The 20,984-nt window shown below is 34.4% G+C and carries 20 protein-coding genes; 12 read left to right on the top strand and 8 right to left on the bottom strand.

Translation table 11 applies throughout. From position 1 onward, the window contains the following. Positions 1-72: 72 nt before the first annotated feature. The 4 genes from IV494_RS13930 to IV494_RS13915 all read left to right on the top strand — a co-directional run bounded on the left by IV494_RS13930 (position 73) and on the right by IV494_RS13915 (position 4,538). Positions 73-1,470, top strand: a complete 1,398-nt coding sequence (locus IV494_RS13930) for a T9SS type A sorting domain-containing protein (RefSeq protein ID WP_196080711.1) — start codon at positions 73-75, stop codon at positions 1,468-1,470. A 465-nt stretch (positions 1,471-1,935) separates the two neighbouring features. Next, the gene (locus IV494_RS13925) at positions 1,936-3,357 is read left to right on the top strand and encodes a T9SS type A sorting domain-containing protein (protein ID WP_196080710.1); all 1,422 of its coding nucleotides are present in this window, start codon (positions 1,936-1,938) and stop codon (positions 3,355-3,357) included. Positions 3,358-3,508: 151 nt separating this feature from the next. Beyond that, positions 3,509-3,667, top strand: a complete 159-nt coding sequence (rpmH, locus tag IV494_RS13920) for a 50S ribosomal protein L34 (RefSeq protein ID WP_074781389.1) — start codon at positions 3,509-3,511, stop codon at positions 3,665-3,667. Between the two features lie 160 nt (positions 3,668-3,827). Then, complete coding sequence (locus IV494_RS13915) at positions 3,828-4,538, top strand: cell division ATP-binding protein FtsE (protein WP_196080709.1); 711 nt, start codon at positions 3,828-3,830, stop codon at positions 4,536-4,538. Positions 4,539-4,714: 176 nt separating this feature from the next. Here IV494_RS13915 and IV494_RS13910 read toward each other — a convergent pair whose 3' ends face one another. Further along, positions 4,715-5,671 carry an acetyl-CoA carboxylase carboxyltransferase subunit alpha gene (locus IV494_RS13910; protein WP_196080708.1) on the bottom strand — a complete coding sequence of 319 codons (957 nt, stop codon included), beginning with the start codon at positions 5,669-5,671 and terminating at the stop codon, positions 4,715-4,717. Between the two features lie 48 nt (positions 5,672-5,719). Further along, positions 5,720-7,231 (bottom strand): glutamate--tRNA ligase, encoded by a 1,512-nt coding sequence (gltX, locus tag IV494_RS13905; protein ID WP_196080707.1) that lies wholly within the window; start codon positions 7,229-7,231, stop codon positions 5,720-5,722. A gap of 84 nt (positions 7,232-7,315) precedes the next feature. Between gltX and IV494_RS13900 the strand changes: the two genes are divergently transcribed. The 6 genes from IV494_RS13900 to IV494_RS13875 all read left to right on the top strand — a co-directional run bounded on the left by IV494_RS13900 (position 7,316) and on the right by IV494_RS13875 (position 13,439). Further along, positions 7,316-7,660, top strand: a complete 345-nt coding sequence (locus tag IV494_RS13900; protein WP_196080706.1) for a phosphomannose isomerase type II C-terminal cupin domain — start codon at positions 7,316-7,318, stop codon at positions 7,658-7,660. A gap of 63 nt (positions 7,661-7,723) precedes the next feature. Further along, positions 7,724-8,545: a class I SAM-dependent methyltransferase gene (locus tag IV494_RS13895; RefSeq protein WP_196080705.1), complete on the top strand. Its 822-nt coding sequence runs from the start codon at positions 7,724-7,726 to the stop codon at positions 8,543-8,545. A gap of 42 nt (positions 8,546-8,587) precedes the next feature. Further along, positions 8,588-10,012 (top strand): hypothetical protein, encoded by a 1,425-nt coding sequence (locus tag IV494_RS13890; protein ID WP_196080704.1) that lies wholly within the window; start codon positions 8,588-8,590, stop codon positions 10,010-10,012. Next, a complete protein-coding gene (locus tag IV494_RS13885; protein ID WP_196080703.1) occupies positions 10,002-11,225 on the top strand; it encodes a glycosyltransferase family 4 protein in 1,224 nt (407 codons plus the stop codon). Before IV494_RS13890 ends, IV494_RS13885 begins: the two co-directional genes overlap by 11 nt. 4 nt (positions 11,226-11,229) lie before the next feature. Beyond that, a complete protein-coding gene (locus IV494_RS13880) occupies positions 11,230-12,357 on the top strand; it encodes a glycosyltransferase (protein WP_230380186.1) in 1,128 nt (375 codons plus the stop codon). Beyond that, on the top strand, positions 12,354-13,439 hold the full coding sequence (locus IV494_RS13875) for a glycosyltransferase family 4 protein (protein WP_196080702.1): 1,086 nt from the start codon (positions 12,354-12,356) through the stop codon (positions 13,437-13,439). The genes IV494_RS13880 and IV494_RS13875 overlap by 4 nt, the downstream gene beginning before the upstream one ends. On the opposite strand, the gene rocD is transcribed toward IV494_RS13875, so the two are convergent. From rocD to pdxA, 6 genes are all read right to left on the bottom strand, one after another. Then, complete coding sequence (gene rocD / locus IV494_RS13870; protein WP_196080701.1) at positions 13,429-14,709, bottom strand: ornithine--oxo-acid transaminase; 1,281 nt, start codon at positions 14,707-14,709, stop codon at positions 13,429-13,431. The two genes, IV494_RS13875 and rocD, sit on opposite strands and share 11 nt — an antisense overlap. A 97-nt stretch (positions 14,710-14,806) precedes the next feature. After that, the gene (gene accC, locus IV494_RS13865) at positions 14,807-16,159 is read right to left on the bottom strand and encodes an acetyl-CoA carboxylase biotin carboxylase subunit (protein ID WP_196080700.1); all 1,353 of its coding nucleotides are present in this window, start codon (positions 16,157-16,159) and stop codon (positions 14,807-14,809) included. An 89-nt stretch (positions 16,160-16,248) separates the two neighbouring features. Further along, positions 16,249-16,743 (bottom strand): acetyl-CoA carboxylase biotin carboxyl carrier protein, encoded by a 495-nt coding sequence (accB, locus tag IV494_RS13860; protein ID WP_196080699.1) that lies wholly within the window; start codon positions 16,741-16,743, stop codon positions 16,249-16,251. A gap of 113 nt (positions 16,744-16,856) precedes the next feature. Then, a complete protein-coding gene (gene rpmF / locus IV494_RS13855) occupies positions 16,857-17,060 on the bottom strand; it encodes a 50S ribosomal protein L32 (protein ID WP_039348787.1) in 204 nt (67 codons plus the stop codon). A 62-nt stretch (positions 17,061-17,122) separates the two neighbouring features. Then, positions 17,123-17,647, bottom strand: a complete 525-nt coding sequence (locus IV494_RS13850) for a YceD family protein (RefSeq protein WP_196080698.1) — start codon at positions 17,645-17,647, stop codon at positions 17,123-17,125. A gap of 86 nt (positions 17,648-17,733) precedes the next feature. After that, positions 17,734-18,825 (bottom strand): 4-hydroxythreonine-4-phosphate dehydrogenase PdxA, encoded by a 1,092-nt coding sequence (gene pdxA / locus IV494_RS13845; protein WP_196080697.1) that lies wholly within the window; start codon positions 18,823-18,825, stop codon positions 17,734-17,736. A gap of 108 nt (positions 18,826-18,933) precedes the next feature. On the opposite strand from pdxA, the gene IV494_RS13840 reads away from it, so the two are divergent. Further along, positions 18,934-19,530, top strand: a complete 597-nt coding sequence (locus IV494_RS13840; RefSeq protein WP_196080696.1) for a riboflavin synthase — start codon at positions 18,934-18,936, stop codon at positions 19,528-19,530. Beyond that, entirely contained in the window at positions 19,517-20,971 is a 1,455-nt protein-coding gene (locus IV494_RS13835) for a sensor histidine kinase (protein WP_196080695.1), read from the top strand. The genes IV494_RS13840 and IV494_RS13835 overlap by 14 nt, the downstream gene beginning before the upstream one ends. Positions 20,972-20,984 lie beyond the last annotated feature (13 nt).

The following is a 20,984-nucleotide window of genomic DNA, read 5'->3' as shown; positions in this document are numbered from 1 at the left end:
TATTTCATTATTGAATTGAAAATTAAAGCTTTGCATTACTAATTTAATATAAACCAATTAAAACTTTACACCATGAAAAAAATTACTCTGTTTCTCTTAACAATTTGCAGCATTCTGATGTTTGCTCAAAAAGACGGCACCGATAATAAAATGCCGACCCCCATGACTGTTACTAAAAATATTCAAAAATTGCCAACCAAAATTTTCAAAACTTCGAGAGAATATAGTAATGATTTTGCACTACTCAATAATTTGGATCCCCGCGTTTATGGACAGGTTCCCTTTATTAATTCAATAAGATCACAAAAATTTGATGCTGCAAATGCCACGTATGACTGCACGGCAGCAGATGATTTCACAGTTCCGGCGGGACAAATATGGGAGATAAAAAACATTGCTGCTGATGGTTATATTCTGACAGCAAAAAATCCTGATTCTTATAATGTCATTATTTACGCAAATAGTGGCGCCAATTTACCGGGAAATATTATCAGACAGGAAAATATACAACCTTCGGCGGGAACACAAAGTCCTAATTTATCTTTAGGCACCAGCTTGCTTTTAAATCCAGGAAGATATTGGATTTCTGTTCAGGCAGTTGCAGATTTACCGGGTGACTGGTTTTGGCAAACCTATGCCGACAGTTCTACACTCGGCTCTCCTTTTGTTTGGATAAATCCAGGAAATGGTTTTGGTACAACTTGCGCTGCAAATTGGGGAGTAGGTTCCGTATGTTCACCAGGATCTGCTAAAGATTTAAGTTTTACATTAAATGGTAATATCCTATCATCTTGTAAAACATTTACTGATAAAATTGTTTCTACCGATCCTACCCAAACTCCTAGAGTAACGCGAGACGGAAATCCTTCGGTTTGCGGTACCACAAAAGTTTATCCCGGTAATATAGGATCTGGAAATTATCATTATAAAAAATATACGATACAAAATACTGCTGCATCAGCTCAGTGCGTTAATATTATCATAACAAATCCAGAAGCAAATCAGATGTTTGTAGTTGCTTATAGCGGTACTTTCAATCCTGCAAATTTATCACAGAACTACTTGGCAGATATAGGTTCCAGTCCATTTAGTGGCAGTTCATCTAATATGGCATTTACGATGCCCGCAAGTTCTACAGTGGTTTTGGTAGTTAGTGAGGTTGTGGTTAACACTACCTTTATCAACAATTATACATTAAGTGTAATAGCTGGAAACTGCGGAAGCATTTTGAAAACTGGCGAAGTTACCAGCTCCAACGTGAGTATTTATCCAAATCCTGTAAGAACATTACTATATGTGAATGGGATGAAGATGAATGAAGCGAAAGTATATGACGCAAGTGGAAAATTAATCCCAGTGAAAAGTACAGAAAATCAGATCAATGTTGAAGGACTTACTAAAGGGAATTATTTACTTCAAATGAAAGACAAGTCTGGAAATGTACACCAAGATAAGTTTATCAAAAACTAAACGATCATTTCAATTAAATAAAGTCTGCCTATCGTATAGGCAGACTTTTTAATTTTTCACTCAGATTTGAATGATGGGAATTTAGCAACAGTCTTCAATTCTCAAACTATTATATCATCTTCTTTCATAAACTTCCACTTAGAAACAAATAACTTATTTGCTGCACCAATCTGTAAACTTTCCTTGTGTTATTTGGTGCAATTTTGAATTTTAAAATAGACTTACCGTTAAAACACCCTACTAAATTGGGTCATTTCACCTTACAAACAAGGGTGAATTCACATCATGAAAATTCAATTAAAAGTGGGAAGTTTGATATGTTAATTTTTCCAGGTAACTATATTTAAAATGTAAAACCGCTGCGAAATTGGCTGCTCGGGTAATTTTTATCTATTTATCATATTTAAAGTGAAGAATTGCACCTATAATTAATAAAATTTTCTTAACCAAAAAATAACATTTATCATGAAAAAATTTACTCTTTTGTTGCTCACAGCTTGCAACTTGCTTATGTTTTCGCAAAACACCCGAAACTCGGATGTTCAGAATACAACACAAAAACCGCCTGTTGTTTACAACACGCCAACGAAACCCTATGTAACTTTGGCAGCTTACAACGCCGCATTTAATTCCCAAAATATAAATGCTCCATTGCTGTACGGACAATTTCCCCCAATTGGCACCAGTACGATAACCTCGCAACAGTTTGAAGCAGCAAATGCTCAGTATAATTCTAACGCAGCGGATGATTTCACAGTTCCTGCAGGCAAATCCTGGCAAGTTAGCGCCATTTATGTGAGAGGATATTCAATTTCACCAGTATACCCTACTTCGTACAAAGTGACTTTTTATACCAACACGGGATCAAATTTACCCGGAACCATAATTCGAACAGAAAATGTAATCTTGGCTGCAGGATCCAACAGTCCTACTTTACCCCTTGCTACTGCGCTATCACTCGCGGCAGGTAAATACTGGGTTTCTGTACAGGCTGTATTAGATTTTGCAGGTGGCGGACAATGGTATTGGGAAACTTATTCTGATTCATCTACCTTAAGTTCACCTTATGCATGGACAAATCCAGGAAATGGTTTTGGAACACCTTGTAACACGGTATGGAATACAGGATCTATTTGCATTCCAGGACAATTAAAAGATCTTGCGTTCAGTCTTGATGGCATTGAATCTAATTCTACTGCGGCCACCTGTAAAACATATGTGGCAAGAATTGTAAGTACAGATCCTACAGAGACTACCAGACTTTATAGAGACGCGGTCCCATCTGTTTGCGGAACTGCAAAAGTTTATCCAACTCCAGCATTTGCAGGTAATTATCATTATAGATCTTATACTATACAAAATACACTACCAACAACAAATTGTGTAACCGTAAATCTAACAAACACCGATGCAGTTAATCAAGTGCATTTAGTAGCATACTCTGGCACATTTAATCCAGCGAATATTGCTCTAAATTACATGGGTGATTCCGGAACAAGTAGTGTTGGTGGCTCAGTAGCAACTATGAGCATTACAATGCCTGCAAATTCAACAATGGTGATCGTGGCAAACGAAGCTACTGCAAATAGTACATTCACTGGCGATTATACTCTTGATGTTCTATCTACAAACTGCGGAGGAATTTTGAGAACTGGAGAAACAGGAGGCAAAAGTGTTAACGTTTACCCTAATCCTGTAAAAACAGTATTATTCGTAAATGGAATGAAAGTAAATGATGCTAAAGTTTATGATGCAAGCGGAAAACTAGTTCCAGTAAAAACTTCCGAAAATCAAATTAATGTAGAAGGATTGACAAAAGGTAATTACCTTCTTCAAATGAATGATAAAGACGGAAATACCACTACTACTAAATTTATTAAAAAATAAAAACCTCACTTAAAAATAAAGAAGAGATTTACCTTTAGAAGTAAATCTCTTTTTCTTTATAAAAACAGGAGATATAGTTTGTAGAAAATAAAAAGTTTCTTATATTTGCAATCTGAAAAATAAGATATAGTTTTTACTAAAAATATTAGCAATGAGCAAGAGAACGTTTCAACCATCGGAAAGAAAAAAGAGAAACAAACACGGTTTCCGTCTAAGAATGTCAACACCTAACGGTAGAAGAATCTTGGCAGCGAGAAGAGCGAAAGGCAGAAAGAGTTTAACTGTAAGTGCACAGCGCGCTAAGAGATAATCTCAGGAATTATCATATACGAAATATGCTTGAAAGTAATTTTTCAGGCATTTTTTGTTTGTTAAAATTTGCCAATATTTAGCAGAAAAAGAAAGTTTTCTCTACTTTTGGTTTGCTGTAAATGCAGTTCCAATTTTATCAACTACAATCAAACAAAAATATGCCCCATTCTTCTCAAGACGGCCAGGACGTAATACATCTGACCAATGCGAAAATCGCACAGAAAAATTTCACAGTTTTAAATGAAGTTAATCTTCATATTAAGAAAGGAAGATTCTGCTATCTGATCGGCAAAACAGGTTCGGGAAAAAGTTCTTTATTGAAAACGCTCTATGGACATATTCCTTTAACTGCTGGTCAAGGAAACGTTGCTGGATTTGATTTAGAAAACCTTCGAACTTCTGACGTGCCAAACTTAAGACGAAAATTAGGAATTGTTTTTCAGGATTTTCAGTTATTACCGGACAGAACTGTTGAAAAAAATCTACGGTTTGTTTTAGAAGCAACAGGTTGGACAGATAAAACAAAAATGGACGACCGGATCAATGAAGTTTTAGCAAGTGTTGGAATGAAATCTAAAAAGCACAAAATGCCGCACGAACTTTCAGGGGGTGAACAACAACGTATCGCCATCGCGAGAGCACTGTTGAATCATCCTGAAGTAATTTTAGCTGATGAACCTACTGGTAATTTGGATCCAGAAACCTCAAATGAGATCATGACTCTTTTGAAACAAGTCGCATTTGAAAATAATTCTGCTGTAGTGATGGCAACTCACGATTATCACATGATTCAAAACTTCCCGGGTGAAGCGATCCGTTGCGAAGACGGGAAAGTTACAGTTTTAGATACTGCGGAACTTTTCGAATAATTTAAAAACTGTTTTATAAAATATAAAATCCTGTAATTAATAACTACAGGATTTTTCTTTTTATAAATACGCCAAGTTTTGGCTAATGGGAACAAAAATTTAGATAAAAAAAACGGGCTAAAGCCCGTTCCTGTTGTTTCCTATTTGCGATGATCTAAAATTTTAATATTTTACTCTTATCCTTTAAATTGACCCATCGCAATAAATTTATCCTGTCTTTGAGTTTCCAGTTCTTTTCCTGTAAATTTAGAAAAAGCTTTGATATTTTGAAGTATAGAAACTTTCAAATGATCATAAGCAACTTGTGGCTCATATTGTGCTCCACCAAGAGGCTCTTCGATGATTCCATCAATAAATTTTTCTTTCAAAGCATCTGCGGGAGTTAATTTCAACGCATTGGCTGCATCTTCTTTATGATCCCAGTTTCTCCAAAGAATTGATGAGCAGCTTTCGGGTGCAATTACAGTATACCAAGTGTTTTCAAGCATATACACTTTATTTCCAACACCAATTCCTAATGCACCACCACTTGCACCTTCGCCAATAATATAAACGAAAATCGGCGTTTTCAGCATGGTCATTTCAAAAATATTTCTGGCAATAGCCTCACCCTGTCCGCGTTCTTCAGCTTCTAAACCAGGATATGCTCCAGGTGTATCAATTAAAGAAATTACAGGAATTTTAAATTTTTCCGCCAGTTTCATTAATCTCAAAGCTTTTCGGTAACCTTCCGGATTACTCATTCCAAATCTGCGAAATTGTCTTTCTTTTGTAGTTCGACCTTTTTGAGTTCCGATGATCATTACTCTTTGTCCGTCGATTGTTGCCAAACCTCCGATCATTGCAGGATCATCTGCAAAATTGCGGTCGCCGTGCAATTCTAAAAAGCTGTCTTTATCCGTAATTCCTTTAATAAAATCTAAAGTGTAAGGACGATCTGGATGACGGGAAAGCTGAACCCTTTGCCAAGGCGTAAGATTCAGGTATATCTCTTTCTTTTTTTCTATAATTTTATCTTCGATCTGTGAGCAAGCGAGTTTAACATCTACGCCACTCTCTTCGCCAACCAATGAACAGGTTTGATACTGATCCATCAATTCTTTCACAGGAAGTTCAAAACTTAAATATTCCATTTTTGTAATTAAAAATTATCTTTCAAATTTAGGGAAAAATATAAGAAATCAGGAAATATTATTCACTGCATTTCTTAATCTTGCGATACTTTCTTCCTTCCCAAGGATTTGCAAAATGTCTGGAACATCCGGACCTTTTAATTCACCAACCAAACTTAATCGAAGAGGCATCATCACTTTTCCCATTCCCAATCCCTTGCTTTCTGCAAAATCGTGAATATCTTGTTTTAATGCTTCAGCCGCGAAGTCGGAATTCTCCAACTTTAAAATAAAATCCTTTATCACTTCCGAAGTCCCTTCATTCCATGTTTTTTTCACCGCTTTCTCCTCATATTCAGTTGGAGCTTCAAAGAAGAATTTTCCTTCGTTAAAAATATCTTTAACAAAAGTTGCCCTTTCTTTCATTAATGAAATGATCTGCAATAATTGAGCATCGCTTGAATTTTCAAGATTAATGCCGTCAATAGTCCTTAATAAACCTAAAACATCTTCGTTAGATTTTACTTTCAAATATTCGTGATTAAACCATTCTGCTTTTTCCTTATTAAATCTGGCGCCGGCTTTATGCACTTTATTCAAATCGAATTCTTTTACCATTTCATCAACCGTTAAAATTTCTCGGTCATTTGCCGGGCTCCAACCAAGAAGTGCAACCATATTGATGAATGCTTCCGGAAGATAACCTTCTTCTCGATATCCTTTAGAAATATTTCCGGTTTCAGGATCTTTAAAATTTAAAGGAAACACAGGGAATCCAAATTTATCGCCATCTCTTTTACTCAATTTTCCTTTTCCTTCAGGCTTCAGAATTAAAGATAAATGCGCAAATTCAGGCTTTTCCCAACCCATGGCTTCATATAATAAGTAATGCAAACCAAGAGAAGGCAACCATTCCTCACCGCGAATAACATGAGAAATTTCCATTTCATGATCATCAACAACATTGGCAAAATGATAAGTCGGCATTCCATCGTTCTTTACCAACACTTTATCATCTAATGTATTTGTATTTACTGAAGATTTTCCCCGAATAATATCTTCCAGATTTAAAATTCGATCTACGGGCATTTTGAAACGAACAACATAAGGAACTTTTTCGTCAATTAATTTCTGAACGTCTTCTTTAGATAACGTCAGAGAATTTTTTAACCGATTTCTTGTGATATAGTTGTAGGCGAACACTTCACCGTTTTTTTCAAACTCGTTGCGAATTTCATCCAAATCTTCCGGCGTATCAAAGGCGAGATAAGCAAAATCTGTCTCAAGGAGTTCAACCAAATGTTTGTCATAAATATCCCTTCTTTCAGATTGTCGGTAAGGCGCAAATTTGCCACCATGTTTCGGACTTTCATCGGGAACAATTCCACACCATTCCAATGCTTCTAAAATATAATCTTCTGCACCTTCTACAAATCTTGCAGTATCAGTATCTTCGATTCTCAAGACGAAATCTCCGCCTTGATTTTTCGCAAAAAGATAATCGTATAAAGCGGTTCTTACTCCTCCTAAATGTAAAGGTCCGGTCGGACTTGGTGCAAAGCGCACTCTTACTTTGTTCATTTTCCTTAAAATTTAAGTTGCAAATTTAAAGAAAAAATCACCGTTTAATAAAAATACTTATTTTTGTAAATAAATTAAGCAACTATGTTAGAAATTGGCGAAAGACCATGGGGCAAATATTACGTTCTGGAAGATGAACCACACTATAAATTAAAAAGAATTGAAGTTAATCCAGGCCAAAGACTTTCTTACCAATACCACCATCATCGCCAGGAATTTTGGACAATCGTAGAGGGTGAAGCAGTTGTAATTCTTGATGAGGTGGAAAATCATTTGAAATATGGAGAAAGCATTCATATCCCTTTAGGTTCAAAGCACCGTATTGAAAACAGAAGTTCGCAAATAGTTGTATTTATTGAAGTGCAAACAGGAACTTATTTCGGGGAAGATGATATTGTGAGATTAGATGATGATTATGAAAGAAAGTAAATTTCTCTCTTTATACATTTAATAAAATGATAATATTTAGGTAGCCACTGAAAATCAACCGAAATGAATTGTAAAATCTGTCAGCACGAAAGTAATTTTATTTTTGAAAAAGATATCCTGCTAAAATACCCTGTAAAATATTATCAGTGTACAAACTGTGGATTTTTACAAACTGATAAAGTTTTCTGGCTGAAAGAAGCGTATGAAAACGCGATTACATCTTTGGATATTGGAATTCTCAATCGTAACGAATTTTTAAAAAAGGAAGTAAGCAATATTATAGACATCTGTTTTCCGGAAGCTGAGATTTTCCTGGATTTTGCTGGTGGTTATGGACTTTTTGTAAGATCGATGCGTGACAAAGGTTATGATTATTTTCGGCAGGATTATTTTTGTGAAAATATTTTTGCCAAACATTTTGATTTAGATGATATATCTGAGACTCGATTTGATATTGTGAGTGCGTTTGAAGTTTTTGAACATTTGGACGAACCTCTGGAAGAAATTGAAAAAATTTCAAAATATTCTGAGAACATTATTTTTTCTACTGATCTTGTTCCTTCAGATAATAAAGAGATAGAAAACTGGATCTATATCGCACATGAAACCGGACAACATATCGCTTTCTACACCGAAAAATCTTTGCAAATTATCGCAAAAAAATTAGGTAAAAATTACTATAGAAAAGGGAATCTTCATGTTTTTACCAATAAGATTTTCACACCAAATCAAATAGATTCAGCACTTGAAGATCAATCAAAAAAGCGTTATTTATTTGGCTTGATCAAGAAAACACCCAAAAAATTAAAGAAAAAAAAAGAGAGTTATCAGCACAGAGATTATTTGAAGATCAAAGAGATTTTAAAAAGAAATAGTGAACTTTGAACGCTATAAAACTTATCTTTGAATAACTTGAATAGATTCAATATGAAGTTTGATAATTACAAAGCAATATTAAAAGAAATAGGGATTTTTACTCCTATTTTTTTTGTTGCGAATTATTTTTTACTCTCACTTATTGTCAATTTATTTTTAGGTGCAAATCCGAAGCAATCTTTTCTCCCGATTTTTCTTCTAATAATTACTTTCCTGATCAGCCTTTTCTACAGCAATAGAATTCCTGAAAATATTTCGCAAAAGAAAATCCTGTTATTAGTCGATCTCATTTTATTGGTGAATGTTATTATTTTAATCACCGGAAAAGTAAATGCAGAAGGACAATTGCTTAAAATCTTTAAGGAAAAAGCCGGGACCAATTTGAAACTTCTATTGATTATTTTTGTCTCTCTTCTATTAATTTTACGAATATATTATCGGAAAATTAATTTCTCTTTTTCTAATACAATATTTACGGTTGCATTCTTCTTATTCCCGCTTCTTTTAATTCCAGTTTTATATCCTGCTCCTTTTATTGACGTTTATATTATTTTAAAGCAGGGAATTATCGACCTCTCTCAAAATACAGATCCTTACTTGCGAACATTTCCCGATATTTACAACGGAATGTACGATTATACCTATCAAAAGCAAGAAATAAAATTGGTTTACTGGCCTCTAAATCTATATCTTTTATACCCCTTTCAAATGATTTTTGGTGATTTACGGTATGCTTATCTATTTTTTCTAATGATAAGTTGCCTAATCTTATACTTCTTAATAAACAGAAATAAAGTAGTATTTTATATCAGCTTCATCCTTTTATTTACGAATCCTTACACTTTTTATATGATAAAATATGCATGGATCGATACTTTAGCATTTCCTTTTTTCGTTCTCTATTTTTTATTTTTCAAAAAGAAAAAATTCCTGTTTGCTTATTTGATTTTGGGAATCTTGATGTCCCTAAAATTGTACTTTATTTTCTTACTTCCAATATCGATACTCTATCTTTACAATGAAACCAAAACTTGGAAACGACCAATTCTACTAGGATTTATTAGCATTTTTATATCTGCACTGTGTTTCTTGCCTTATTTAGTAACAAATTATGAAGCACTTTTCTACAGCATTATTTATTTTAAAAACAGCTTACCACGATTAGATTCATTGTCGATAACCGGTTATTTATACCAGTTTGATTTAAATTTAAATGTATTGAATTCCCTCATATCAATTCTAATAATTATCTTTATCCTCTTCAGAATTTGGAAGAAAAAACGGTCATCTGTACTTTTTCAAATTCAGGATTTAAGCATCTTATTATTCTCCCTATTTATTTTTGGGAAACAAGCTTTCGGAAATTATTATTACAATTTAATGTTTCTTGCGATTATTTACCTTTCTATTTTGGCGGCAGAAGAAAAACCAACTGATAAAAAAGCTTTATTAAAAACAAATTTGAATGAAAATTAAATTAATTTTTGACATCGAAGTAATTGCGAATTCCTATAAACACAATGAAACCGGTATTTTCCGAGTTGCTTATGAAATGTTTAAACAATTTTTCCGAAGCAAAGAAGTAGAATTATTATACTCCAATTTTAATTTTAATGACCATAGATCAACCGAATCGAAAATAGAAAAATTTTTTAGCGATCATTCCGTCGAAACTCGGTTTGTTAATCAGTGCAAAAGAGTCAAATTTATTCCGTTTCGAAAAGAAAAATTATTTCGTTTGTGGTATGAAAAAAATGGGATCAGAAATTACAAGATCACTTATAATAAAGAAATTATTTCAGAGGCAAATATTTACCATTCTTTTTATTATCCGATACATAGAAGCTTAGACGATTATCCTCATGTGAAAAAAGTCGTTACTGTTCATGATCTAATTCCTATTTTGTTTCCTCAATATAATGATAATACTGAGTTATTAAAAGAAACCGTAAAAAGTATCGGAAAATATAATTATGCAATCTGTGTTTCTGAAAATACCAGACAAGATTTATTAAAATATGCTCCAGATCTTGATCCAAAAAAGATCTTTGTTGCTTTATTAGCAGCTTCTCCAGAAATATTTTATCCCTGCAAAGACCCAATTAAATTCATTGAAGTTAAGGAGAAATACAATCTTCCGGATCAATACTTTTTAAGTTTAAGTACTTTAGAACCCCGAAAAAACATCGATTTCCTTATCAGATCTTTTATAAAAATGATCACAACACATAAGATTTCTGACATGAAATTAGTTTTAGTCGGCTCAAAAGGTTGGGATTATAATAAAATATTTGAGGAGCATGAAAAAGCCGAACAATTAAAGGACAGAATAATCATTACTGGCAGAATTCCCGACGAAGATTTAGCGAGTATTTATAGTGGTGCGAATTCATTTTATTATATGTCTTTGTATGAAGGATTCGGCCTTCCTCCGTTGGAAGCTATGCAATGTGGTGTTGCAACCGTAACTTCGAACACGTCTTCTCTTCCAGAAGTTGTTGGCGATGCCGGAATTATTTTAGATCCAACAGATGAAAATAGTCTTTCTGAAACAATGTGGAACTTCTATTCTGACGAAAATTTAAGAAAAACTTACGCCCAAAAAGCAATTGAGCGAGCTAAGGAATTCTCTTGGGAGAAAACGATGCAACAACATCTAAATATTTACAACCAAATTCTGAAAAATTAAAGTTTTGAAAAAGAAAGTTTTATATTTCATGCCTGATAATCCGATTGCTGGAAAGGCTGGAAACACAACCAGACTTCGGTCAATGCTGTCTTATTTTAATGATAACAATTCGATAGATGTTACTTTTGTTTCCTTAAAAGACTGGGGAATTTGGAAAGATGAAGAGATAAATTCTTTTGCCAATCAATTTCCAAATATTAAACTGCAATTGTTAGAAAAGAAGTTTAAAAAGAATTTTTTCAAATATATTTTTCTTTACAAAATCCCATATTTTTTTAAGAATAATTCGATTGATATCTCTAGTTATATTCTGCGAAAAAACTTTGCGAAAATTGCTAATGCAGAAAAATTAGATGTTATTATAGTGAGTTACGCATCTTGGGGACAAATTATCGATGATGTAAAAGGTAATCCTTATTCAATTATTGACACTCACGACTTTATAACTGCGCAAAAAAGTAGGAGAAAAAATGAAGTCGGTCGATATTTTCAAGACGAAATTCAAATTCTAAAGAAATTCGACGAGATCTGGACCTATTCTGTGGAAGAAGAATATATTTTCGAACAGTTCACCGACAAAAAGGTGACTTTAATTCCAGTCTCTTTTCCTTTAAACTTTAATGAAGAACACTCCAGTTTTAAGTACGATGTGATTTACGTCGCAAGTAATAATCCACACAATATTGCTGGAATTAACTGGTTTTTAAAGGAAGTTTTACCTCTTTTAAAGGACATAAAAATTCATATTATTGGAAAGATTTGTACCCAAATCGGCGATTATGAAAATGTAGTGAAACATGGAATGGTTGATGATCTCAATGATTACTATAAAAATGCTAAAGTTGCCATTTGTCCGATGTTGAGCGGAACAGGCATAAAAATTAAAGTAATAGAAGCACTTTCTTACGGCATTCCTGTCGTTACAAACAGAAGAGGTGTTGATGGACTGGTGAATAAAAAAGAAAACGGGTGTCTGGTAACAGATGATCCAAAAATCTTCGCAGAAGAAATCAAGCATCTTTTAGAGGACGAAATTTTTTATAATCGAATTAAAAATGAAGGAATTTCTTATTTTAAAAATAATCACGACCCAAAATTAGAAGTAGAAATTATGAATACTATTTTCAAATGAAGAAAAAAATCCTTCTCGATTTAGAACGTCTTCGTTATCCTTATTCTGGGATTGCAAATGTTTTTCGGAATTTAGCCAAAGGTTCGGCGAATAAAAACCAACAGTTTGACATAACTTATTTTGGAGATTTTTCAGCCTTAGACTTTCAACTTTCAAATAAAATTGAGTGGAAAAAGTGGTATAAATTTTACGAAAATTTTAGTGATAAATTTGATATCATCCACGTGAGTCATCAGTTGTCGTCTTACTTTCAGAGAAACTATAAAAAATCTATAAAAGTAGTTACTCTTCACGATCTTAATTTTCTGCATGAAAATCTTTCAGAAAAGAAGAAAAAAAAGATGCTGCGAAAAGTAAATAACAATCTAAAAAATACTGATTATTTGGTTTGCATTTCAGAATATGCCAAAAAAGATGTTCTTGAAAACAAACACCTTCTTACTTTCAATAAGTTGAAAGAGATCGTAGTCATTCACAATGGCGTAGAACTTCCTGAAGATAGAACTTATGATTTGGGGAAATTTTCATTTTTAAGCCGACAAAAATACATTCTCAATATTGGAGTTTTATTCGATAAAAAAAATCAGCTTTCGTTGGTAGAAATGCTTCCTTTCATTGATGTTGATCTGGTGTTGATCGCGTCAGACGAAAAAAATCCGTACGCAGAAAATTTGCGAAATCGCATAAAAGAATTGAATTTAGAAGAAAGAGTTCATTTCCTGAAAAACATTTCAGAAGAAGAAAAATATGCACTCATTCAAAATTGCAGTGCAATGTGTCATCCAAGTATTGCAGAAGGTTTTGGGATTCCGCCGATTGAAGCGATGGCTTTTGGGAAACCGGTTTTTCTTTCAATGTTTACAAGTTTGCCAGAGATTGGTGGCGATGTTGCCTTTTATTTTGAAAATTTCGAACCTCAAATAATGGCAGAATTCTTTAAGAAAAAGATGAAATTCTACGCGGAAAATAAACTAGAACAATCATTAAAAATAAAAAATTGGACAAAACAATATGATTATAAAGTAATGTCCAATAATTATCTTCAGTTTTATGAAGAGATTTTAAAAAAATCTACTTCTTAAATTCCATAATCGTTTTCTCAATAATAGCAACGCATTCAGCCATTTGTACTTCGCTAATTACCAAAGGTGGCGCAAGACGGATTATATTTCCATGAGTAGGTTTTGCAAGCAACCCGTTTTCTTTTAACTGTACGCAAAGATTCCAAGCAGTTTCACTTTCAGGTGAATCATTGATGATGATCGCATTTAACAAACCTTTACCACGAACTTTTACAACTAAATCGGTCTTTTCGATAATTCGGTTCATTTCTTTGCGGAAAATATCACCTAATTTGCGTGCATTTTGAATTAAATGCTCATCAGTAACAACGTCTAACGCAGCCATCGCAACTTTTGCAGCAATCGGATTACCACCAAACGTAGAACCATGTTGACCTGGTTTGATGACCTCCATGATTTCATTATCAGCTAAAACTGCAGAAACCGGATAAGCTCCTCCTGAAAGAGCTTTACCTAAAATCAAAATGTCTGGTTTGGTGTAAGTAGCTTGTTGTTCACATTGATTTTCGCAAGAACAGTTACCACAAACTGCTAATAAACTTCCTGTACGGGCAATACCCGTCTGAACTTCGTCTGCGATAAATAACATTCCATTTTCGTGACAAACAGCTTGTGCTTTCGCCATATAATTTTCGTCTGGCGTATAAACTCCAGCTTCACCCTGAATAGGTTCTACCAAAAATCCGATAACGTTTTTATCTTTCGCTACTTCTTCCAAAGCCTTGATATCATTGTAAGGAATACTGATAAATCCACCTGTATAAGGACCAAAATTGTCACGAGCGTTGTCATCGTCAGAAAAAGAAATAATGGTCGTTGTTCTTCCATGGAAATTTCCTTTGCAAACAACAATTACAGCTTCGTTTTCGGAAATACCATTTTTTTCATAAGCCCATTTACGGCATAATTTAATGGCTGTTTCTACCGCTTCTGCACCGGTATTCATCGGCAAAACTTTATCAAATCTAAAATATTCGGTTACATATTTTTCGTAAGGTCCTAATACATTGTTGTAAAAAGCACGTGAAGTTAAAGCCAAAGTGTGCGCTTGAGCAATCAATGCATCCACGATCTTGGGATGAGAATGACCTTGATTCACGGCTGAATAAGAGGAAAGAAAATCGTAATATCTTTTCCCCTCAACATCCCAAACATAGACTCCTTCTCCTTTTTCTAAAACCACAGGAAGCGGATGATAGTTGTGAGCGCCGTGTTCGTTTTCTAAATCAATATAATATTGAGAATTTTTTAAGACTGCTGTTTCTGACATATATTTACTTTTTGCAAATTTAATGATAATAATTCGAATCTTATAACACAAAAAAATGCCTCAAAAAAGAGGCATCTATTATTAAGGAAAGTAACTTTTAATAATTAAATTTCTTGTCCATCACAAAATCTTCCATGAATTTTGTGGTGTAATTTCCAGCAAGATATTCTTTATCTTCCATCAATTGTCTGTGGAAAGGAATCGTAGTTTTTACACCTTCAATATAAAATTCTTCTAAGGCACGTTTCATTTTCGCGATCGCTTCATCACGGGTTTGTGCTGTTGTGATCAACTTTGCGATCATTGAATCGTAATTGGAAGGAATCGTATAACCTGAATAAACATGAGTATCAACACGAATACCGTGTCCGCCAGGAATATTGAGTTCTGTAATTTTACCCGGAGAAGGTCTGAATTCGTTGTAAGGATCTTCTGCATTAATTCTACATTCAATCGAATGAAGTTTCGGCAAATAATTAATCCCGGAAATCGCTGTTCCTGAAGCTAACAAAATCTGCTCACGGATCAGATCATAATCAACAACTTGCTCAGTAATTGGATGTTCTACCTGAATTCTGGTATTCATTTCCATAAAATAGAAATTACGGTCTTTGTCAACCAAAAATTCGATGGTTCCTACTCCTTCATAAGCGATATATTCTGCGGCTTTCACTGCAGCTGCACCCATTTTCTCCCGAAGTTCATTCGTCATAAATGGTGAAGGTGTTTCTTCCGTCAGTTTTTGATTTCTGCGTTGTACCGAACAGTCTCTTTCAGATAAGTGACAAGCTCTTCCGTATTGGTCACCTGCAATTTGAATTTCAATATGTCGAGGTTCCTGAATCAATTTTTCCATGTACATTCCACCATTTCCGAAAGCAGCGGTTGCTTCCTGAACTGCAGAATCCCAAAGTTCGTGAAGTTCTTCAGCTTTCCAAACGGCACGCATTCCTTTTCCACCACCACCTGCAGTAGCTTTGATCATGACAGGATAACCCATTTCTTCTGCTAAAACTGCGGCTTCATCATATCCATCGATCAAACCTTCAGAACCGGGAACGCAAGGGACACCAGCTTCTTTCATGGTCTTTTTCGCATTGGCTTTATCACCCATTCGATCAATTTGATCTGGAGTTGCGCCGATGAATTTAATTCCATTCTCCTGACAAATTCTGGAAAAATTAGAATTTTCTGAAAGAAAACCATATCCCGGATGAATTGCATCTGCATTGGTAATCTCAGCAGCGGCAATAATATTTGAAATTTTAAGATAAGAATCTTTGCTCGCAGGCGGACCGATGCAAACTGCTTCATCCGCGAAACGTACATGAAGACTGTCTTTATCAGCTGTAGAATAAACTGCAACCGTTTTAATCCCCATTTCTTTGCAGGTGCGAAGAATCCGCATTGCAATTTCGCCGCGGTTGGCTATTAATATTTTTTTGAACATCTTTTTGATATTTTAAATTTTAAATTCTGAATTTTAAATTATTTTAAATGAGTCTTCACCTAAAATCTATAATTTATAATTTAAAATCTTTAAGAAGGATCTACTAAGAATAAAGGCTGATCGTACTCTACAGGAGTCATATCATCTACCAAAATTTTCACGATTTTTCCTGAAATTTCAGATTCGATCTGGTTGAATAATTTCATTGCTTCAATTACACAAACTACTTTACCCATAGAAACCTCGTCGCCAACATTTACAAAAACGTCTTTGTCTGGAGATGGTTTTCTGTAGAAAGTCCCAATCATCGGAGATTTAATAGTAACAAATTTGCTGTCATCAGAAACATCTGCTGCTGCCGGAGTATCTGCAACTGGTGCTGAAGCTTGAGCGGGCGATGCAAAGCCCTGTTGTTGCTGTTGTGGTGCAGAATGGTAAACAGCAGGTTGCTGCATATAAGTCATTTCGTTTCCTCCAAGTGGAGTTTTAATAGTGATTTCGAAATCTTTCGTTTTGTATTTTACTTCGGAAACTTCCGCTTTAGACACAAATTTTATAAGATTTTGGATGTCTTTAATGTCCATATAATTGGTTTTGTTTATTATGTCAAAGATACTAAAAAACAACAAAAAACCACTCAAAATTGAAAAAATCGAGTGGTTTTAGTATAAAATTGAAGTTTTTCTAAGTTTTACGCTTAGTTTTCTTCGATAGCTTCTACTGTTTTTTCCATTACTACTTTACCTCTGTAGTACATTTTTCCTTCAGACCAGTGTGCTCTGTGGTACAAGTGCATTTCACCTGATGTTGCATCTTTTGCCAATTGAGGAACTACTGCTTTGTAGTGAGTTCTTCTCTTATCTCTTCTCGTGGAGGATTGTCTTCTTTTAGGATGTGCCATTTCTTATATTTTTAATTTGATGAGCGATGAGTCGTTGATTGCTCAATCCTCATCATTTTAAACTATTTATTATTATCTTTTAAATTCTTCAGTGCTTCCCATCTCGGGTCGCTTTTCGGTTCTTCTACTACTTCGTCTTTTGGACTGAACTTTTCTAATATCTCTAAATCTTCTTTTGAAATATTTGGAGAAACTTTTTTCATCGGGATCGACAACATTACATTTTCATAAATCAACTGCGCTATATTGAACGCGTGATCCTTGCTGGGAATTGTAATTACATCAATTTCGCTGTCATCATATTCTTCTCCGAATTTCACCAAGACCTTCATTTCGTTTTCTATCGGATGATCAAATTGGTCGTTTGTGATGTCACAAACTAAATTAACCATACCTCCTGTCTTTATCCAAAATTCTAAAAAAGTTGTGTGTTTTTCCATTAAAACATCAGCAACGATCTTCGGTTCTGTAAATTCCTGTTCAGTATCGAAAAGTTGAAAGAACTCCTTATCTATCTCAAATTTGAATTCGTGTCTACCGTTTTTCAGTCCCGAAAACACGATGTCGTAGTTTCTTAGTCTGTCCATAAAATGAGTGTGCAAAAATATGCAAATTTTTTAATATTACAAATGATTTCTTAAACAAATATTTTAGAAATTCTATTTTCTAATTTTTAATGATGATTTTCTCTCGGTAAATCCTCGTCAAAACCATTTGAAGAAGCATTTCTTCTTGGCTGCATTCGGTTATTCATCAAATCATTATATTCTTGTCTGTTCTTAAATATTTTGATCGCCATGAAGATCGCTTCGCTAAAGCTTTGCTCGTCTGCGATATTTTGCCCCGCGATATCATAAGCAACTCCGTGATCGGGAGACGTTCTAATATATGGCAATCCAGCGGTGAAATTCACTCCTTCCTCATATGCAAGTGTTTTAAATGGCGCTAAACCCTGATCGTGATACATCGCTAAAACAGCGTCGTAATTTTTATATTTATTAGGTTGAAAAAAACTATCTGCCGGAAAAGGTCCGAAAGCTAAAATTCCGTTGTCAAAAAGTTCACGAATTGCAGGTTCGATGATCTCAATTTCTTCATTCCCAATTGCACCACCGTCTCCAGCATGCGGATTTAAACCTAAAATCGCAATTTTGGGTCTTTCTACCTGAAAATCTTCAATCAAACACTGGTTGAGCATTTTGATCTGCTTTTTAATTTTTTCTTTTGAAATATTTTCAGCGACCTGGCTAATCGGAATATGATGGGTAGAAACAGCCACTTTCAAATCTTCAGTGACCAAGAACATCAATCCTTTTTTACCAAATTTCTCTTCTAAATATCCGGTGTGCCCTGCGTGAGCAAAGCCGTGTTTCAACATTTCTTCTTTGTTGATCGGCGCTGTAACCAAAACGTCTATTTCGCCGTTCATCAAAGCATTGGTCGCAGCTTCTAATGATTCAATCGCCATTTTGGTAGATTCTTCCGTAGGTTTTCCCAGATCTACATTCACATTATCTTTCCAAAGGTTGACCATATTAATTTTATCACTTTGCGCCTGAGAAGTTTCGGTGATATAATGAAAATTATGGTTGAGTTTAAAAATGTTTTTCTGATAGGTAAACAACTTTCCGGAGCCAAAAATAATTGGAGTAAAAAAATCGGTAATTGTTTTGTCGTTGAGCGACTTCATGATGATTTCGGGACCAATCCCATTGAAATCTCCAATAGAAATTCCCACTCGTACTTTATGATGTTTCAGACTCATTTTTAATTATCTTTGAAAATTAATAGAATTTCACAAATTTAGGAAAATAGAAATAACTATCCCATTTTATTTCTAAACTTAATATTTTTCACCAATAAACCTTTTTTTATGTTCACAGGAATTATCGAAGCTACGGCTATGATCCAAAAAATTGAGAAACGCGCTGAAAACATTCATATCACCTTAAGCTGTCCCTTCACGGATGAATTAAAAATTGACCAGAGTTTAGCACACAATGGTTGTTGCCTTACTGTTGTAGAAATCTCGGGTGATGAGTACAGCGTAACCGCAATTGCCGAAACTTTAGAAAAAACCAATTTAAGTGAATGGAATGTTGGAACTGAAGTCAATTTGGAACGTTGTTTGAAGTTCGATGGTAGGCTCGATGGACACATAGTTCAAGGTCATGTCGATAAAACTGGAACTGTAAAAAATATTGAAGACCGGGATGGAAGTTTTTTTATCACCATTCAATATGACGAAACGGATGATTTTACTACCGTTCCGCAAGGTTCAATTACGGTAAATGGAATAAGTTTAACGGTTGCAGATAGCGGAAATTCACAATTTTCGGTTGCAATAATTCCCTACACCTGGGAATTTACGAATATGAAAAACCTGAAAATTAGCGATATGGTTAACCTCGAATTCGACATTATTGGCAAATATGTAACAAAATTGATGAAAAAAAATGTCGTTCTCTAAATACAAAGGTTATAGCTTAAGAAACAAAGTGTTCGGCGGATTTCTGCTGATCTGCTTACTGAGTATTTTAGGCTCTTCTATCCTGTCATTCTTTATTTTAAAAAATAATGCGGTTGAACAAAGCCGCACCGATATGCAGAAAAAATCGGAATCGATGATGTCTGCACTGGATTATGGAGTGAGTCATACTCAAGTTCAAACATCAGATCTGCCCTCTATTTTAAATAATGATATTTTTGAAATTGCTGATATTAACAATCAGGACATTGTTATTTATGATTTAAAAGGAAATCTTTTAATATCCAATAAAGACAGCCATCTTATTGCGGAGAAAAAACTACCGCTCGAAATCGTTAACCGCGTATTGAAAAGTGATCGAAGAGTCGATTTTCAAAAATATGATAAAAAGACCGATGCTAATATCACGTCTTCTTATATGATTCTCAAAAACAATATGCTGGAACCCATTGCTATTGTATATTTTCCATTTTATCATAATGATGGTTCTTACTTTAATGTCTTCAACAAATACGTGAACTATATTCTCATTGTAAACTTATTTATCATTGCCTTCGCAATCTGGTTAAGCTGGATCATCTCGAACAATTTAACCAAAGCAGTCACCAAATTTTCAGATTTAGTGAACCGCGTTACTCTTTTCGACAAGGATCCACAAGCAATTCGCTATTACGAACGTGATGAATTAAGTCAGCTGGTCAAAGCGTACAACAAAATGATCCTTCAGATCAAGGAACAGAAAGAGCGTTTAAGCTTCAAAGAAAAAGAAGAAGCGTGGCGGGAAATGGCAAAACAGGTTGCTCATGAAGTGAAGAATCCTTTAACACCAATGAAACTGACCATTCAAAATTTTGAAAGAAAATTTGATCCGAATGACCCCGATATTCGCGAAAAAGTGAAACATCTGAGTAAAACAATTGCAGATCAGATCGATCTGGTCGCTAAAGTTGCGAGTGCCTTTTCCCAGTTTGCACAACTCCCCGAAAAAAATAATGAGGTTTTCAATCTCAATAGAGAAATAAAGAACATCATTAATATTTTCAGTGATGAAAGAATTTATTTCCACGCTAACAGTGAAAATATAATGATAAAAATGGATAAGATTTATTTATCCAGAATTGTTACAAATCTCGTTGCAAATGCCCGCCAAGCGCGACACGATGACCGGGAAAACATCATTAATGTTGACGTAGAACTGCGCCAAAAAAGAATTATCATTACGATTGAAGATAACGGCATCGGAATTCCAGAGGATTTGTACGATCGCATTTTTGAACCTAATTTCACCTCAAAAACAAGTGGAACAGGACTTGGTTTAACGATGGTCAGAAAAATGGTTGAAGATTATAAAGGTGAAATTTCAGTAAAATCTGAAGTTGATAAGGGCTCTACATTTACAATTCTACTTCCGACCAATCTATAATTTTCTTCCAGTT

Origin of the sequence: Kaistella gelatinilytica (assembly GCF_015679325.1) — a bacterium.
Lineage (GTDB): Bacteria > Bacteroidota > Bacteroidia > Flavobacteriales > Weeksellaceae > Kaistella > Kaistella gelatinilytica.
Note: the sequence above shows the minus strand (reverse complement) of the source record. Positions and strands in the feature narration are given on the sequence as shown.

Coding starts and splice junctions, on each gene's coding strand:
- IV494_RS13930 (WP_196080711.1), top strand. CDS start 73: ATGAAAAAAATTACTCTGTTTCTCTTAACAATTTGCAGCATTCTGATG.
- IV494_RS13925 (WP_196080710.1), top strand. CDS start 1,936: ATGAAAAAATTTACTCTTTTGTTGCTCACAGCTTGCAACTTGCTTATG.
- rpmH (WP_074781389.1), top strand. CDS start 3,509: ATGAGCAAGAGAACGTTTCAACCATCGGAAAGAAAAAAGAGAAACAAA.
- IV494_RS13915 (WP_196080709.1), top strand. CDS start 3,828: ATGCCCCATTCTTCTCAAGACGGCCAGGACGTAATACATCTGACCAAT.
- IV494_RS13910 (WP_196080708.1), bottom strand. CDS start 5,671: ATGGAATATTTAAGTTTTGAACTTCCTGTGAAAGAATTGATGGATCAG.
- gltX (WP_196080707.1), bottom strand. CDS start 7,231: ATGAACAAAGTAAGAGTGCGCTTTGCACCAAGTCCGACCGGACCTTTA.
- IV494_RS13900 (WP_196080706.1), top strand. CDS start 7,316: ATGTTAGAAATTGGCGAAAGACCATGGGGCAAATATTACGTTCTGGAA.
- IV494_RS13895 (WP_196080705.1), top strand. CDS start 7,724: ATGAATTGTAAAATCTGTCAGCACGAAAGTAATTTTATTTTTGAAAAA.
- IV494_RS13890 (WP_196080704.1), top strand. CDS start 8,588: ATGAAGTTTGATAATTACAAAGCAATATTAAAAGAAATAGGGATTTTT.
- IV494_RS13885 (WP_196080703.1), top strand. CDS start 10,002: ATGAAAATTAAATTAATTTTTGACATCGAAGTAATTGCGAATTCCTAT.
- IV494_RS13875 (WP_196080702.1), top strand. CDS start 12,354: ATGAAGAAAAAAATCCTTCTCGATTTAGAACGTCTTCGTTATCCTTAT.
- rocD (WP_196080701.1), bottom strand. CDS start 14,709: ATGTCAGAAACAGCAGTCTTAAAAAATTCTCAATATTATATTGATTTA.
- accC (WP_196080700.1), bottom strand. CDS start 16,159: ATGTTCAAAAAAATATTAATAGCCAACCGCGGCGAAATTGCAATGCGG.
- accB (WP_196080699.1), bottom strand. CDS start 16,743: ATGGACATTAAAGACATCCAAAATCTTATAAAATTTGTGTCTAAAGCG.
- rpmF (WP_039348787.1), bottom strand. CDS start 17,060: ATGGCACATCCTAAAAGAAGACAATCCTCCACGAGAAGAGATAAGAGA.
- IV494_RS13850 (WP_196080698.1), bottom strand. CDS start 17,647: ATGGACAGACTAAGAAACTACGACATCGTGTTTTCGGGACTGAAAAAC.
- pdxA (WP_196080697.1), bottom strand. CDS start 18,825: ATGAGTCTGAAACATCATAAAGTACGAGTGGGAATTTCTATTGGAGAT.
- IV494_RS13840 (WP_196080696.1), top strand. CDS start 18,934: ATGTTCACAGGAATTATCGAAGCTACGGCTATGATCCAAAAAATTGAG.
- IV494_RS13835 (WP_196080695.1), top strand. CDS start 19,517: ATGTCGTTCTCTAAATACAAAGGTTATAGCTTAAGAAACAAAGTGTTC.